This window comes from Frondihabitans sp. PhB161, from assembly GCF_003814635.1.
Taxonomy (GTDB): Bacteria; Actinomycetota; Actinomycetes; order Actinomycetales; family Microbacteriaceae; genus Frondihabitans.
The window spans coordinates 1,411,147-1,425,938 of sequence record NZ_RKQW01000001.1 but is presented as its reverse complement, the minus strand read 5'-3'; the positions used below and the strand labels follow the sequence as shown (position 1 = coordinate 1,425,938).

Here is a 14,792-nt window from a genome sequence, read left to right as displayed (position 1 = left end):
GCCCCTCTACGCCAAATCCACGCTAATCCGCCGCGGCAACGCGCCCCATCTCCTGAAAAGCGCCCAGCGCCCCACCCCACCCACACCGAGATAGTTCGCCACTCGAACCATCGGCGTAGAGTGAGCGCGTGCCTCCCACCACCTCCCCCGCAGCCGCTACCCCAGCCGGGCCCACCGATCTCGTCCGGGCAGTCCGCGCTCTGGCCCGGGCCTCCCGCATCGTGGAGCGCGCGAGCGACGACCTCAGCTTCGCCGACTACCGCGTGCTCGCCACGATCGACGGCGGGGAGGAGCGCGCGTCCCGCCTGTCGCAGCGCCTCGAGATCGGCAAACCCGCGATCAGCGCAACGGTCGACTCGTTGCACCGGCGGGGCCTGATCCGCAGGGACGCCGTGGTGGGCGACGCCCGCGCGAGCTCGCTGGCGCTGACCGACGACGGCCGCGAGGTGTTCGAGCGGATGGAAGGGCGGATGGCCCGCCAGCTCGAACTGCTGGCCGACCGGGCCGACGCACCCGAGGCCCTAATCGCCGCCCTGGCCTCGCTGGGCGATGCCGTCGATCGGGCCGTCGAAGAGCGCCGCACGAAAGAGAACGCATGAGCACCCCAGCGAACCTAACCGCCCCGGCCAACTCAAGCGCCCCGACGACCCCGCCCGCCACAACCCCCCAACCCCCGGAGGGCTGGATCCACCGTCTCTGGCGATACCTCCTCCGTCACCGCAAGAGCCTTGTCATCTCGCTGGCAGCCGCCGTGCTCGGAAGCCTCTGCCAGGTACTGGTGCCACTCGTCGCCCGCGAGATCGTCGACGGCGTCATCGTCGAGAAGACCTCGCCGCTCGGCCCGTGGCTCGGGCTGATGCTCGCGCTCGCGCTCGCAACGTTCTTCTTCACGTACCTGCGGCGCTATCGGGGTGGCAAGGTCGCGCTCGAGGTGCAGAACGACCTGCGCAACGACATGCACGATCACCTGCAGCGTCTCGACCAGGCCTCCCTCGACCGCATGTCGACGGGTCAGCTCGTCAGCCGCGCCAACGGAGATGCCGCCCTCGTGCAGAGCCTCCTGATGATGCTTCCGATCATGAGCGGCAACGTCATGCTGATGGTGCTTTCGCTCGTCGTGATGTTCACGCTGTCGCCGCTGCTGGCCGTGATCAGCCTGGTGATGCTTCCGGCGCTCGTGATCGTCGGCTACCGCATGCGCGCCAAGGTGCTCCCCGCCACCTGGGACGCCCAGCAGCGCGAGGGCGAAGTCGCCCAGATCGTCGACGAGGCGGTCAGCGGAGTGCGGGTCGTCAAGGCGTTCGGTCGCGAGAAGCACGAGGTCGAGACGATGTCGCGCGTCGCGACCGGTGTCTACGGGGCGCAGATGCGGTCGGTGCGCATTCAGTCCCGGTTCCAGCCGGTGCTCGAGGCGATTCCGACGCTCGCCCAGGTCGCGATCCTGGCGCTCGGCGGCTGGCTCGCCCTTCAGGGCCAGCTGACGATCGGCACGTTTCTCGCCTTCACCTCGTACATCGCCGCGCTCATGGCACCCGCGAGGCAGCTCGCCGGCGTGCTGGCGATCGGCCAGCAGGCGCAGGTGGGCATCGAGCGCATCTTCCAGCTCCTCGACCGCGAGCCGACGATCACCGACCCCGAGGATCCGACAGACCTCACCCCCGTCACCGGCGACATCGCCTTCAGCGGTGTCACGTTCTCGTACCAGTCCGGGCGCCCCGCCCTGGACGACTTCTCGCTGCACCTCCGTGCCGGCGAACGCGTCGCGCTCGTCGGCCCGAGTGGCAGCGGCAAGTCGACGGTGGCGTCGCTCGTCGCTCGGTTCCACGACCCCGAGTCCGGCGCCGTGAGCGTCGACGGCCACGACGTCCGCACCGTCTCGCTGGCGTCGCTCCGCTCGTCGATCGGCATGGTCTTCGAAGAGAGCTTTTTGTTTTCTGACACGATCCGGGCGAACATCGCCTACGGGAAGCCGGAGGCGAGCGACGCCGAGATCCGTCATGCGGCGGAGGTCGCTCACGCCGCAGGATTCATCGACGAGTTGCCGCGCGGATTCGACACCGTCGTCGGCGAGCGCGGGCTGAGCCTCTCGGGCGGTCAGCGCCAGAGGATCGCGTTGGCGAGGGCGGTCGTGGCGGATCCTCGGATTCTGGTTCTCGACGACGCGACCAGCGCGATCGACGCGACCACCGAGCAGTCCATCCACGACGCGCTGCGCGACGAGCTCACCGGGCGGACGGTGCTGCTCATCGCCCACCGCGAGTCGACGCTGCACCTGGCCGACCGGATCGTCGTGCTCGAGCACGGGCGGGTCGCGGCCGAGGGCACACACGACGAGCTGCAGGAGTCGAGCGCGCTGTACCGGGCCCTGATCAGCGGGCTCGGGGATGACGACGACGATGAGATCGACGCGCTCGCGGGCGTTGCGGCCGGTGCCGGGGCAGGTGCTGCTGCTGCTGAGGCAGGTGCCGCTGCTGCCGGCGTCCCGGCCGCGAGCGTGCCCAAATCGGCGTCTCGGGCGGCAGCAGGCGCCGATTTGAACACGTTCGGCCAGGCCACACCGGAGCTGCTCACCAAGGTCAAGGCCCTCGGCCCGCTCCGCGACGTGCCGGCTCTCGACCTCGATCGCGAGACCCTCCAAGATCGGTCGTTCTCGCTCGGCACGCTGCTGCGGGAATTCCGCAAGCCGCTGCTGCTGGCGCTCGTCTTCGTCATTCTCGACGCGATCGCTGGGCTGATCGGGCCATACCTGGTCAAGACCGGGATCGACTCGGGGGTTCAGCAAGGATCCGAGACGGTGCTGTTCGTCGCAGCCGGCGCGTTCCTCGTCGTGACTCTCGCCGATCTCGCCAACGGGATGGCCCAGACGCTGGTCAGTGGTCGCGCCGCGCAGCGCATCATGCTCAGCCTGCGCGTGCGCATCTTCGCGCAGCTGCAGCGACTGTCTCTCGACTTCTACGAACGCGAGATGGCCGGTCGCGTGATGACGCGGATGACGACCGACGTCGATCAGTTCGAAGGGCTCATTCAGAACGGACTGCTCTCCGCCCTGGTCTCGATCGTCACCTTCGTCGGCGTCGGCGTCGCGCTCGTGCTGATCGACGCCGAGCTCGGCCTTGTCACCCTCAGCGTCGTCGTTCCGCTGGCCGCCGCGACGGTGGTGTTCCGTTCGCGGTCGACGAAGCTCTACGACGTGGCCCGCGAGCGCATCGCCATCGTCAATGCCGACTTCCAGGAGAGCCTGTCGGGCATTCGTGAGTCGCAGGCGTTCGTGCACGAGGCCGCCACGGTCACGCGCTTCCATGCGCTCGGGCGGAGGTTCTTGGAGTCGAGGATGGCCGCGCAGCGCCTGGTCGCCCTCTACTTCCCCTTCGTGCAGTTCTTATCGGGCCTCGCCGACGTGATCGTGCTCGGTGTGGGGGCCGTACTGATCGCCGACGGTCGGCTGACCCCCGGCGACCTCATCGCGTTCCTGCTCTACATCACGATGTTCTTCTCGCCAATCCAGCAGCTGTCGCAGGTCTTCGACGCCTGGCAGCAGACGCGTGTGTCGGTCGCGCGCATCGGCGATCTGATGGCGCTCGACACGCTGACCCCGGAGCGCGAGGCCGCCGTGACGCCGGGCCGCCTCACTGGAGCGCTCCGGCTGGACGGGGTGCGGTTCTCGTACCCGCAGGCGGCGGAGCGGGTGGTCGAGCGGCGGGGGCCCGCGGATCCTCGTTCTCTGATGACGACCGGGCCGATCCGGGTCAAGCCGCCCGAGGCGATCCACGGCATCACGCTCGACATCGCCGCGGGTGAAACCGTCGCGTTGGTCGGCGAGACAGGCGCCGGCAAGTCGACGATCATGAAGCTGCTCGCGCGCTTCTATGACCCTGACGAGGGGGCCGTGACGATCGACGGGCACGATCTGCGCGATCTCGACCTGCATGCCTTCCGCACTCAGCTCGGCTACGTGCCGCAGGAGGCGTTCCTGTTCGGTGGAACGGTGCACGACAACATCGCGTTCGGCCGGGTCGACGCATCGCGCGACGAAGTGATCGCGGCGGCGACCGCGGTCGGAGCGGACGAGTTCGTGCGCGACCTTCCCGGCGGCTACGACCACCGCCTGACCGAGCGTGGACGATCGCTGGCGGCGGGCCACAAGCAGTTGATCGCCCTGGCCCGGGCCGAGCTTGTCGACCCGGCGGTGCTGCTGCTCGACGAGGCGACGTCGAACCTCGATCTGCTCACGGAGGCGCACGTGACGCGGGCCATGCAGCGGGTGGCGTCGGGGCGTACGACGATCGTGATCGCGCACCGGCTGCAGACGGCGCGGGCCGCGGATCGCATCGGGGTGCTGTCGGGCGGACGCCTCGCGGAGGTGGGTTCGCACGATGAGCTCATCGCCGCCGGTGGCCGGTACGCGGCGATGTGGCAGGCGTACGAGGCGGTGGAGGCGCGATAGGGGCGGGTCTCCGTGGGCGGGGCTCCGTCGGCGGGTTCGCGGCGCCGGGGGCACTTTTCAGGCAGGCAGGCCCAGCTCGCAGGAGTGAGCAGGCGACTTGGCGAGTGGCGGGGCTGGGTTCCTGATAGACGCACAGGATCCGTCCAACGACGGCGCGAGCACGGCCGGGCGCTCGCGCGGGCCCTGGCGCCGCCCCACCACCGCGGCCGCTCGCCCGTCAGGACTACTGCAGGGCTCCCGCCGAGCGGCTGCGGCGCTGGTGCTAGCGGCGCCCGGGTTCCTGAGCGGCGCGCAGCCAGGGGCCGTGCAGCGCGGGGCGAGGGCCCGCGGGAGCGCCTCCGTTGGCTCTGCAGGCTGCGGTCCCCCTGCCCTTTCGTCAGGATCCGCCCGCCGTCACCCGCTTCGATACGTACGCATAGGGAATGCTCCTGTGCCGGCGCGAGTTGCAGCGGTATGAAGCGAATCGGATTCCTGTCGTTCGGGCACTATCAGGACGTGCCCGGGTCGCGAGTGCGCACCGCGTCCGATGTGTTGACGCAGACGATCGAGCTCGCCGTCGCTGCCGAAGAGATCGGCATCGACAACGCCTCCGTTCGCGTGCACCACTTCGCCCGCCAGCTCGCTGCGCCGTTCCCGTTGCTCGCCGCCATGGCCGCTCGCACCTCGCGCATCGAACTCGGCACCGGCGTGATCGACATGCGCTACGAGAACCCGCTCTACATGGCCGAAGAGGCGGCGACGAGCGACCTCATTTCAGGAGGCCGTCTGCAGCTCGGCGTGAGCCGCGGATCACCCGAGACGTCTCTCGCCGGCTACGAATCGTTCGGCCACACGCCCGGTGACGCTCAGAACGACGCCGATATGGCCCGCGAGCACCTCTCCGACTTTCTCGAGGCGATCGACGGCGCCGGAGTCGCACCGGCGAATCCGGCAATGACCGGGTCGACGGGATACCTGCCGATCCTGCCGCAGTCTCCCGGCTTGCGCGACCGCATCTGGTGGGGCTCGGGCACCCGTGCGACGGCCGAGTGGGCAGCCGCGCAGGGAGTGAACCTGCAGAGTTCGACGCTGCTCACCGAAGACACCGGAGTGCCCTTCGACGAACTCCAGGCCGAACAGATCGCCCTGTACCGGACGGCCTGGGCGGCAGCGGGCTGGCAACGCGAACCCCGCGTGTCGGTGTCACGCAGCGTCGTGCCCCTGATCGACGACGAGTCGCGCCACTACTTCGGGCTGCGCGCCCAGGTCGACGCGCAGGATCAGGTCGGACACCTCGACGCGACCACTCTCGCTCGCTTCGGTCGCTCGTACATCGGCGAGCCCGAGGATCTCGTGGCCTCGCTGGCCTCTGACGCCGCGGTCGCTGCCGCGGATACCGTGCTCGTGACTGTGCCCAACCAGTTGGGCGTGGACTTCAACGCGCGCCTTCTCGAAGCGGTGCGGGCCATCGGGCTCGAGCTCGGCTGGGGTGCGGAGGCTCGGGCGCTGGCCTGAGCGGGTGCGGGCGGCTGCGGGCGGTCGCAACTCAGGCATGCAAGCTCGTCTGACCCGCGGACCTCAGGATCCGCGCTCACGCTGCGCCCAAATACCTGAATCGCGCGCGCCTGCCCTGCCCGGCGTCCTGCCAGGTACGGCGCCGCGGGCGCTCACAACGCAGGCAGCCAAGCGCGGCGGGACCCCGAACCCAAGGATCCGCGCCCACGCCGCGCTCATCTTCCTGATGTGCGCGCGACCGCCCCGCTTAGACGGAGACCGCCTGCATCGCTCCCGCAGTGAGCTCCACCGATGCCAGCCGGTCGGCGATCTGCGGCGACTGGTGCGCGATGATGAGCTCGTCGGCCTGAGCCTCCTCCGCGAAGTTGCGCAGGTAGTCTCCAACCTCCGTGGGCGTTCCCACCGCGGCGTACTTCATCATGTTCGCGATCTGCCGACCGTTCGGCGTGGTCAGGAAGATTTCGATCTGCTCGTCGGTGTACTCCGGCGACGCGGCGCCGCGCGAGATCATTCCGCGCACGCGGGTGCGACGCGTCGAGTCGAACTGCGCCTGCGCCTCGTCGTGCGACTCGGCCGCGACGACGTTGACCCCGGCGATCACATAGGGCTCGGCCAGCTGGGCCGACGGCGTGAACTCGCGGCGGTAGAACGCCACGGCCTCGTGCAGCGAGTCGGGTGCGAAGTGGGAGGCGTTGGCGTAGGGAAGCCCGTAGGCGGCGGCCAGCTGCGCTCCGAAAAGCGAGGATCCGAGGATGTACAGCGGCACGTTCGTCCCGGCGCCGGGGGTCGCTGAGACTCCGGCAATACGCGACTCGCCACTCAGGTACGCCTGCAGTTCGAGGACGTCCTGCGGAAAGGACTCCGCCGACATCGGGTCGCGCCGCATGGCACGCATGGTGGCCTGATCGCTGCCCGGCGCGCGACCGAGACCCAGGTCGATGCGGCCCGGGTAGAGCGACGCGAGGGTGCCGAACTGCTCGGCGATGCTCAAAGGCGCATGGTTCGGCAGCATGATGCCGCCCGAGCCGAGTCGGATCGTCGAAGTTTTTCCTGCAACGTGGCCGATCAGCACCGACGTCGCGCTGGAGGCGATCGTGGGCATGTTGTGGTGCTCGGCGTACCAGACGCGCTCGTAGCCGTTCGCTTCGGCGGCCCGCGCCAGAGCGACACTGTTGGCAAAGCTCTCCGCCACGGTTTCACCCGGGGCGATGGGAGCGAGGTCGAGGATGGACAGGCGAGGAGTCATGCGGGAGACAACGCGCGGAAGGGGCAGAACGTTCCCGCGGATCCTGAAGTCAGGTAATTATCGGCATCGGCCGCACGAGGGATCAGCCGATATCGTGGAGCCATGCCCGAGACCCTGACGATCCTCGACGACTACCAGGGGGTTGCTCTCGAGTCGGCCGACTGGAGCGCGGTCCGCGACCACTACGACATCGACGTGGTGACGGAACATCTCGAGGGTGACGAGCTCATCGAGCGCCTGCGATCCAGCGTGGTCGTGGTGGCAATGCGCGAGCGCACCGCCCTCTCGCGCGAGACCCTCGAGCAACTGCCGCAGCTGCGCCTTCTGGTGACCACGGGAATGGCGAACGCCGCGATCGACGTCGAAGCGGCGAAGGCACAGGGCATCGTCGTCTCGGGTACCGGGGGATCCGGGCGCGAGGTCGCCGAACTCACCATCGGCATGATGATCGCCCTGGCCCGCAACATCGTCGCCGAAGACACCGCGCTGCACGCCGACGGATGGCAGCACACCATCGGCACGCGACTCGAGGGCAAGACGCTGGGGCTCCTCGGCTTCGGCAAACAGGCCCGATGGGTGGCCGAACTCGCCACCGCCTTCCGCATGACGATCATCGCCTGGAGCCCGACCCTCACCGACGAGCGCGCCTCCGAGGGCGGTGCATCCGTGGTGACATTCGAGAAGTTGTTCACCGATTCCGACTTCCTCTCGGTGCACGTTCCCCTCACCGAAGAGACCCGGGGCCTCGTCTCGGCCGACCAGCTCGCCGAGATGAAAGAGACGGCGTTCCTGATCAACACGTCGCGCGGGCCGATCGTCGACGCCGAGGCCCTGATGATGGCGCTCATGGTCGACACGTTGCAGGGCGCCGCGCTCGACGTGTTTGACATCGAACCGCTCCCCCTCAAAGACCCGCTCCGCAAGCTGTCGAACGTCTTGCTCCTGCCTCACCTCGGCTATGTCACCCGCGAGGTGTACGAGGTGTTCTACTCGGAGGCCGTCGACGACGTGCTGGCGTTCGTGGCGGGTTCGCCGATCAGGACTCTGTCGTAGCAAAGGCTCCCTCGTGCCGACCTACGTTTTCGATCCGCCCGCCCAGCCGTCCGTTCGGATTTCAGGATCCGACGCCCTTCTGCCAGTCCGTCACATCCTCTGCGTCGGTCGCAACTATGCCGACCACGCCCGTGAGATGGGTAGCGACCCGACACGCGAACCTCCCTTCTTCTTCGCCAAGCCCGGGCATGCCGCGGTTGCCGCCGACGCAGTGGTCCCCTACCCGACACAGACTGACCGACTCGAATTCGAGGTGGAGCTGGTTGTCGCGCTCAAACATGGCGGAAGCGATATCCGATCGGTCGATGCGCTCGACCACGTTTTCGGGTACGCCGTCGGAGTGGATCTCACTCGCCGCGATCTGCAGCAGCAGGCGAAAGACGCCCGGCGGCCGTGGGACGTCGCGAAAGGCTTCGATGCATCGGCGCCGATGTCGGAGATCGTCCCGGCGAGCCGGGTCGACGTCGCGGTACCGGGTGGCGGACGAATCTGGCTCGCCGTGAACGCGCACACCGCTCAGGAGGGCGATCTGGCCGACATGATCTGGCCGGTCGCCGACGTGATCGCGGCGGCCTCGCGGGCGTGGGAGTTGGCACCGGGCGACCTGATCTTCACCGGGACGCCGGCCGGGGTCGGCCCGCTCCTTCCGGGCGACGTCGTGACGGGCGGCGTGGACGGCGTCGCGGAATTCGCCTTCACGGTGGGCCCGAGGCCGGCGGCGTTGTTGGGGCCACGACCGGGGGCGCAGTTATCAGGAGGCTGAGCGCGGAGGTGCGGGCGCGGCCGTTGCCCGCGGTGGATGCGCGACTGGGTTCCTGATGCGTGCGCGGGGGTGAGCGCGGAGGCGCGGAGACCTGCGTGGCGGCCCCGTGGGATCCTGCGTTCGCGCATCAGGAAACGAGGCGCACGGGCGCGACGCCGCCCTACGAAGACGGTTCGAGCGCGCCTGATCGCCTGAGAAGTGCGCGCCTCACACCCGCGGCGACAACACGCAGAACTCGTTGCCCTCCGGGTCTTCGAGTACGACCCAGGTCACGTCGTCGCCCTGCCCGACGTCGGCCAGGCGGGCGCCCCGGGCCACGAGCGCTGCGACCTCTGCCTCCTGAGAGTCGTCGATGCCGGGCGCGAGGTCGATGTGGAGGCGATTCTTGATGGTCTTGCCATCAGGAACAGGCACGAACGTCATCTCCGGCCAGCGCTCGATCGGCGGAGTCTCGCGCGTGTGCTCAGCGACAAAGGGCGGCGCGATTCCCGCCTCGTCTTCTTCGTCGTAGACGACCGGCCAGCCGAGCGTCTCGCCCCACCAGGCCGCCTGCGCTCTCGGGTCGCGGCAATCCACGACGACGCTTTCCCACCGCACTGTCATGCGGCTTGTCTACTCGCGTTCGCGCGCGCCCGCTACCCGTGCCGCTGCCCCTGTGCAGGGGTGACCGCGTCGCATTAGCCGTGCCGAATCGTCGTGGTGACGTCGACAAGTGTGGGGGTGGCCGGCGATGAGGCGAACCCGAACCGCACGGCCGGGGTGAGGGGCGCGAGCGTGCCCAGATCGTTGCCCCCGAACGACCCCGAGAGCGCCGTGATGTGGCGCGCCAGAGTGACCCCGTAGAACTCACGCCGGCCGCTTCCGGCAGTGCCTGCCGTCGCCGAACCGGGCACGAGGATCCGGGCCACCGGGTCGATCAACCGCAGCCACCCGGGCCGTGTCGCCATCGGCCTCGGCACGGCGCGAAGCAGCATTCCCAGGCCTGAGATCTGCCCCACGCCGAGCGTCAGCGCCAGCTCTCCCTCGCCGTCGACGCGCAGGCCGCCGTCGATCTTCGCCCAGGTGACCGTCTGCACGCGGACCTCGTCGAACGTGTAAGTCGCGCTCACGTAGTCCGCGACTTCCTGACAAGGGGCCAGCAGGATCCTGCGCCCCGCCTTGGTCTCGATCATCACGTCGACGAAGCGCCCGAGTGGCGAGCTCTGCCACATGCCGACGACGATGCGCGTGCCGGAGGTCGTCCCCACGCCGGCGATGCGTCCGACGAAGTGGTCGTCGGGGCGGGTGCGAGTCATGGGCGGAGCCTACGCGCGGGTGCCGTGATCGTGATTCAGGATGCCAGGCGCGCACCCCGGAAGATCCGCGCGCTGGCGCCTGTCGCGCGTCTCGTTTCCTGACGAACGCCCCTTCCCACGCCTGCCTGCGCCGGCTTGCATGTGGCTTTTTCTGCGATCATCTTGCTTTGTCTGCGAAACGGGCCTATGGTCTGTCGAAAGCACAGACAGATCCAGGCGACGAGGAGGTCACCCCATGTATGCAATCGAACGCCACGACTCGATCGCCGAGCTCCTCCGCGTCGAGGGCCGCGTCGTCGCCTCTGATCTGGCCGAGCGCTTCGCCGTCACGACCGAGACGATCCGCCGCGATCTCGACAGCCTCGAGCAGGCCGGAGCACTCCAGCGGGTGCACGGCGGAGCCGTCGCCGCGGGTCACACCAGCGTCACCGAGCTGAGCCTGGCCGAGCGTGAAGACCAGCAGACGCCCGCCAAATCGACGATCGCGCGTCTCGCCGCACACCTCGTGCCCCCGACCTTCGTTGGTTCCATCGCCCTCGACGCTGGCACGACCACCGCTGCCGTCGCCGCCGAGCTCACCGGCTGGACACCCGCTACCCCGGGCGTTCTCCTCACCGTCATCACGAACGCCGTGCCGATCGCCGCACTGCTCCAGCACAGCGAGCACATCGATCTTCGTCTGCTCGGTGGTCGCGTCCGCGGCCTGACGAGCGCCGCCGTCGGCAGCGCCACGGTCGAACAGCTGACCGCCCTCCGACCCGACATCGCGTTCGTCGGCGCCAACGGCATCAGCGCCGGATTCGGCCTCTCCACCCCCGACGAGTTGGAGGGGGCGGTCAAGACGGCGTACATCCGGGCCGCGCGCCGCGCCGTCGCCGTCGTCGACTCGACCAAGCACGGCGTCGAGGCACTCAGCCGCTTCGCCCGGCTCGATGAGCTCGACACCGTCATCACCGACCTGGAGCCCGCGGCCGACCTGGCCGGAGCCCTTCGCGACGCCGACGTGGAGGTGCTCGTCGCATGATCCTCACGCTCACACCCAATCCCTCGCTCGACCGCACGATCGAGCTGTCTGCGCCTCTCGCACACGGTGCGGTGCAGCGGTCGATCCGCACCACCGACGAGCCCGGAGGCAAGGGGGTTAACGTCTCGCGCGGCCTGGCTGCTTCGGGCGCCGACACCGTCGCGATCCTGCCCGGAGCCCTCGACGACCCCATGCTGGTCGCGCTCCGAGCCCGTGGCGTTCCAACGGTGAACCTGCCGATCGACGGCCACGTTCGCCAGAACATCACGATCACCGACCCCGATGGCACGACCACCAAGATCAACGAGCCCGGCCCCGACCTCTCGACCCAGGCCGTCGCCCTCGTCGACCTGGTCGTCGAGCACGCCGCATCCACCGAATGGTTGGTTATCGCCGGTTCGCTCCCTCCCGGATTGCCCGACGACTTCCTCGCGGGGGTCGTCCATTCGGTGCGACTCGCGTTCGGCGCCGACGCACCTCGCATCGCCGTCGACTCCTCAGGAACCCCGTTTCGGGCCCTCATCGAGTCCGGCGTCGGGGTCGACCTCGTCAAACCAAACGCCGAAGAGCTCGCCGAGATCGTCGGAGGCGACCCGGCCGTCTACGAGACCGACCGCGATGCGGCCGTCGCGGGTGCCCGGATCCTTCTCTCCCGCGGAGTCGGCGCTGTTCTGCTCACTCTCGGAAGCGCGGGCGCCGTGCTCGTCGACGGCACCGGCGCCTGGTTTGCCGCAGCCCCGACCATCGTGGCTCTGTCAACCGTCGGAGCAGGCGACTCGTCTCTCGCGGGCTACCTGCTCGCCGAGACGGCGGGGGCCTCCCCCGCGGGCCGGCTCGCCCAGGCCGTCGCCTCAGGCGCCGCCGCGGCCTCCCTGCCGGGAAGCCTCGTGCCGACTCTCGCGCAGACCTTCCCCGACGTGATCGACGTCGTGTCTCTCTCGCAGGCGTCCGCAACTCGCGCCTGATCCTCCTCCCCTAGCCGTTTCATCTCACCTCAGCGCACCACAGCAGCAGCCGCAGCAAAGGAGCTCCAGCCCATGTCCACCCTCATCAACACGAAGCTCGTCGGTCTCGACGAGAATCTCGGCGAGACCTCGTCCGACGTGATCCGCGCCCTCGCGGCGCGTGTCGCCGCCGACGGTCGCGCCGGATCGGCCGAGTCACTCGCCGACGACGCCATCAAGCGCGAGGCCTCGGTCGGCACCGGAGTGCCCGGCGGTATCGCCATTCCGCATGCCCGCTCGTCGTCGGTCTCTGAGCCGACACTCGCGATGTCGCGCCTGGCTCGCAAGGTGCCGTTCGGCGCTCCGGACGGCGACGCCGACATCGTCTTCATGATCGCGGTGCCCGAAGGCGCCGACGCCGACCACATGACCGTGCTCTCGACGCTCGCCCGAGCGCTTATCCGCGACGACTTCACGGCTGCCCTGCGCGCTGCGGCCACGCCCGCCGACGTGGTCGCCCTCGTCGATGCCGAGGTCGGTGGCGAGGTTGACGCCGCTCGCGGAGTCACCGGCACTACCGCTCCCGCCGCCGGCTCCGCCGGTCAGAATTCAGGATCCGACTCGGGTCACCGCGTGAAATTGGTCGGCGTCACCGCCTGCCCCACCGGAATCGCCCACACGTACATGGCCGCCGACGCACTCGTCGCGGCAGCAAAGCGACTCGGCGCCGACCTCCAGATCGAGACGCAGGGTTCCGGACGGGTGACCCCGTTGGATCCTGCGGTCATCGAGGCCGCTGACGCCGTCATCTTCGCCGTCGACGTGGACGTCCGCGACCGCGGCCGCTTCGCCGGCAAGCCGCTCGTGCAGGGCCCCGTCAAGCGCGGAGTCGACGAGCCGACCGCCATGGTCGAGGAGGCCATCGCGGCCTCGACCGACCCGCGTGCCGCTCGTGTGACAGGAAGCGTCGCCTCGGGTCCCGCCATGGCGCAGGGCCGTCGCGGCTTCGGCTCGTCGCTCAAGACTTGGCTGCTCACCGGCGTCTCGTACATGATCCCGTTCGTCGCCGGCGGAGGTCTACTAATCGCCCTCGGCTTCTTGCTCTCGGGCTTCGGCATCGCGCTCACCGCCGACGGCCACACCGTCAACAACGCGGTCTACGCCCTGCAGAACTACTCGCTCGCGAACCTGCCCCCCGAGGGTCTGTGGTACTACCTCGGTGCCGCCGCATTCCAGATCGGCGGCGCCTCGATGGGCTTCCTGGTCGCAGCTCTCGCCGGGTACATCGCCTACGCGATCGCCGACCGCCCGGGTATCGCACCCGGTTTCGTCGCCGGTGCGATCGCCGTGTTCATGAATGCCGGATTCCTCGGTGGGCTCGTCGGAGGTCTGCTCGCCGGTGCTGCCGCTTACTACATCGGCAAGCTCGACGTGCCCCGCTTCGTCCGCGGCCTGATGCCCGTCGTGATCATCCCGCTCTTCGCGTCCATCTTCGCCTCCGGCCTGATGCTTCTGTTCTTGGGCGGCCCGATCGCCTCCCTGATGAAGGCTCTGACCGACTTCCTCAACGGCCTCTCCGGCTCCGGCGCGATCCTGCTCGGCGTGATCCTCGGCCTCATGATGTGCTTCGACCTCGGTGGCCCCGTCAACAAGGTGGCCTACGCGTTCGCGGTCGCCGGTCTCTCGGCCGGCTCGGTCGACAACCCCGCCCCGTGGATGATCATGGCCGCCGTGATGGGTGCCGGAATGGTGCCCCCGCTCGCGATGGCGCTCGCCTCGACCGTGCTCTACCGCAAGGGCTTCTCGCAGGTCGAGCGCACCAACGGCGGCGCGGCATGGCTGCTCGGCGCCTCCTTCATCTCGGAGGGTGCAATCCCGTTCGCTGCGGCCGACCCGCTGCGCGTCATCCCCGCCAGCATGGTCGGTGGTGCCGTGACCGGTGCCATCTCGATGGCGGCCGGGGTCACTTCTCAGGCACCGCACGGTGGCTTCTTCGTGTTCTTCGCGATCGGCAACCTGCTCATGTGGACCGTCGCGATCCTCTCCGGCACCGTCGTGACCGCGGTCGTGCTCGTCGCGCTCAAGCGCTTCGTGCGCCGCCGCCCCGTGGGTGCGGACGAGAAAGAGGCTGCCTCCGCCGCTGCGGTCGTGGACCAGCGCGAACCCGTGGCTGTGTAGCTGGGCTGCTTGCTGCTTGCTGCTCCTGGGCGCCATCCTGCTTCGTGCGGGGTGGCGCCCTTGTGCGTGCGGCGGGGTATCTCGCGCGCGCAACTCAGGCATCTGAGCGCGACGCGGCGCTCCAGCCCCGCACGCGCGACCCACCCGCGCTCACACTCCTGAAACGCGCACCCGCGCAAGCCACCACCCTCACACGCACCTGCCTCGCAAGCGAGCGCTCCGCGCGGCCCTCCCACGCGCGCAACACAGGCAACCAGGCGCGACGCGGCGCTCCAGCCCCGCACGCGCGGCCCGCCCGCGCTCACACTCCTGAAACACGCACCCGCGCAAGCCACCACCCTCACACGCACC

General features: G+C 69.3%; 11 protein-coding genes. 8 read left to right on the top strand and 3 right to left on the bottom strand.

Annotated elements, in window-relative coordinates:
* Positions 1-128 precede the first annotated feature (128 nt).
* The 3 genes from EDF39_RS06895 (at position 129) to EDF39_RS06885 (ending at position 5,938) form a co-directional block, all read left to right on the top strand.
* On the top strand, positions 129-599 hold the full coding sequence (locus EDF39_RS06895; protein WP_123941624.1) for a MarR family winged helix-turn-helix transcriptional regulator: 471 nt from the start codon (positions 129-131) through the stop codon (positions 597-599).
* Positions 596-4,444 (top strand): ABC transporter ATP-binding protein, encoded by a 3,849-nt coding sequence (locus tag EDF39_RS06890; RefSeq protein WP_123941622.1) that lies wholly within the window; start codon positions 596-598, stop codon positions 4,442-4,444. Before EDF39_RS06895 ends, EDF39_RS06890 begins: the two co-directional genes overlap by 4 nt.
* Before the next feature lie 453 nt (positions 4,445-4,897).
* Entirely contained in the window at positions 4,898-5,938 is a 1,041-nt protein-coding gene (locus EDF39_RS06885) for an LLM class flavin-dependent oxidoreductase (protein ID WP_123941620.1), read from the top strand.
* 247 nt (positions 5,939-6,185) lie between these two features.
* Here EDF39_RS06885 and EDF39_RS06880 read toward each other — a convergent pair whose 3' ends face one another.
* A complete protein-coding gene (locus EDF39_RS06880) occupies positions 6,186-7,184 on the bottom strand; it encodes an LLM class flavin-dependent oxidoreductase (protein ID WP_123941618.1) in 999 nt (332 codons plus the stop codon).
* Positions 7,185-7,286: 102 nt separating this feature from the next.
* On the opposite strand from EDF39_RS06880, the gene EDF39_RS06875 reads away from it, so the two are divergent.
* Together EDF39_RS06875 and EDF39_RS06870 are read left to right on the top strand one after the other, a co-directional pair.
* Complete coding sequence (locus tag EDF39_RS06875) at positions 7,287-8,237, top strand: D-2-hydroxyacid dehydrogenase family protein (protein WP_123941616.1); 951 nt, start codon at positions 7,287-7,289, stop codon at positions 8,235-8,237.
* A gap of 13 nt (positions 8,238-8,250) precedes the next feature.
* Positions 8,251-9,000 carry a fumarylacetoacetate hydrolase family protein gene (locus EDF39_RS06870; RefSeq protein WP_123941613.1) on the top strand — a complete coding sequence of 250 codons (750 nt, stop codon included), beginning with the start codon at positions 8,251-8,253 and terminating at the stop codon, positions 8,998-9,000.
* Between the two features lie 207 nt (positions 9,001-9,207).
* Here EDF39_RS06870 and EDF39_RS06865 read toward each other — a convergent pair whose 3' ends face one another.
* Positions 9,208-9,603 carry a VOC family protein gene (locus EDF39_RS06865; protein ID WP_123941611.1) on the bottom strand — a complete coding sequence of 132 codons (396 nt, stop codon included), beginning with the start codon at positions 9,601-9,603 and terminating at the stop codon, positions 9,208-9,210.
* Positions 9,604-9,677: 74 nt separating this feature from the next.
* Positions 9,678-10,295 carry a hypothetical protein gene (locus tag EDF39_RS06860; RefSeq protein WP_123941609.1) on the bottom strand — a complete coding sequence of 206 codons (618 nt, stop codon included), beginning with the start codon at positions 10,293-10,295 and terminating at the stop codon, positions 9,678-9,680.
* 235 nt (positions 10,296-10,530) lie between these two features.
* Here EDF39_RS06860 and EDF39_RS06855 point away from each other — a divergent pair, with 235 nt between their 5' ends.
* The 3 genes from EDF39_RS06855 to EDF39_RS06845 all read left to right on the top strand — a co-directional run bounded on the left by EDF39_RS06855 (position 10,531) and on the right by EDF39_RS06845 (position 14,441).
* A complete protein-coding gene (locus EDF39_RS06855; protein ID WP_123941607.1) occupies positions 10,531-11,319 on the top strand; it encodes a DeoR/GlpR family DNA-binding transcription regulator in 789 nt (262 codons plus the stop codon).
* Positions 11,316-12,284, top strand: a complete 969-nt coding sequence (locus EDF39_RS06850) for a 1-phosphofructokinase family hexose kinase (protein ID WP_123941605.1) — start codon at positions 11,316-11,318, stop codon at positions 12,282-12,284. Before EDF39_RS06855 ends, EDF39_RS06850 begins: the two co-directional genes overlap by 4 nt.
* Positions 12,285-12,356: 72 nt before the next feature.
* Positions 12,357-14,441, top strand: a complete 2,085-nt coding sequence (locus EDF39_RS06845) for a fructose-specific PTS transporter subunit EIIC (RefSeq protein ID WP_123941603.1) — start codon at positions 12,357-12,359, stop codon at positions 14,439-14,441.
* Positions 14,442-14,792: the final 351 nt, after the last annotated feature.

What these genes read in the sequence shown, in the direction of transcription:
- EDF39_RS06890 (WP_123941622.1), top strand. Translation starts at nt 596, where the DNA reads ATGAGCACCCCAGCGAACCTAACCGCCCCGGCCAACTCAAGCGCCCCG.
- EDF39_RS06885 (WP_123941620.1), top strand. Translation starts at nt 4,898, where the DNA reads ATGAAGCGAATCGGATTCCTGTCGTTCGGGCACTATCAGGACGTGCCC.
- EDF39_RS06880 (WP_123941618.1), bottom strand. Translation starts at nt 7,184, where the DNA reads ATGACTCCTCGCCTGTCCATCCTCGACCTCGCTCCCATCGCCCCGGGT.
- EDF39_RS06875 (WP_123941616.1), top strand. Translation starts at nt 7,287, where the DNA reads ATGCCCGAGACCCTGACGATCCTCGACGACTACCAGGGGGTTGCTCTC.
- EDF39_RS06865 (WP_123941611.1), bottom strand. Translation starts at nt 9,603, where the DNA reads ATGACAGTGCGGTGGGAAAGCGTCGTCGTGGATTGCCGCGACCCGAGA.
- EDF39_RS06860 (WP_123941609.1), bottom strand. Translation starts at nt 10,295, where the DNA reads ATGACTCGCACCCGCCCCGACGACCACTTCGTCGGACGCATCGCCGGC.
- EDF39_RS06855 (WP_123941607.1), top strand. Translation starts at nt 10,531, where the DNA reads ATGTATGCAATCGAACGCCACGACTCGATCGCCGAGCTCCTCCGCGTC.
- EDF39_RS06850 (WP_123941605.1), top strand. Translation starts at nt 11,316, where the DNA reads ATGATCCTCACGCTCACACCCAATCCCTCGCTCGACCGCACGATCGAG.
- EDF39_RS06845 (WP_123941603.1), top strand. Translation starts at nt 12,357, where the DNA reads ATGTCCACCCTCATCAACACGAAGCTCGTCGGTCTCGACGAGAATCTC.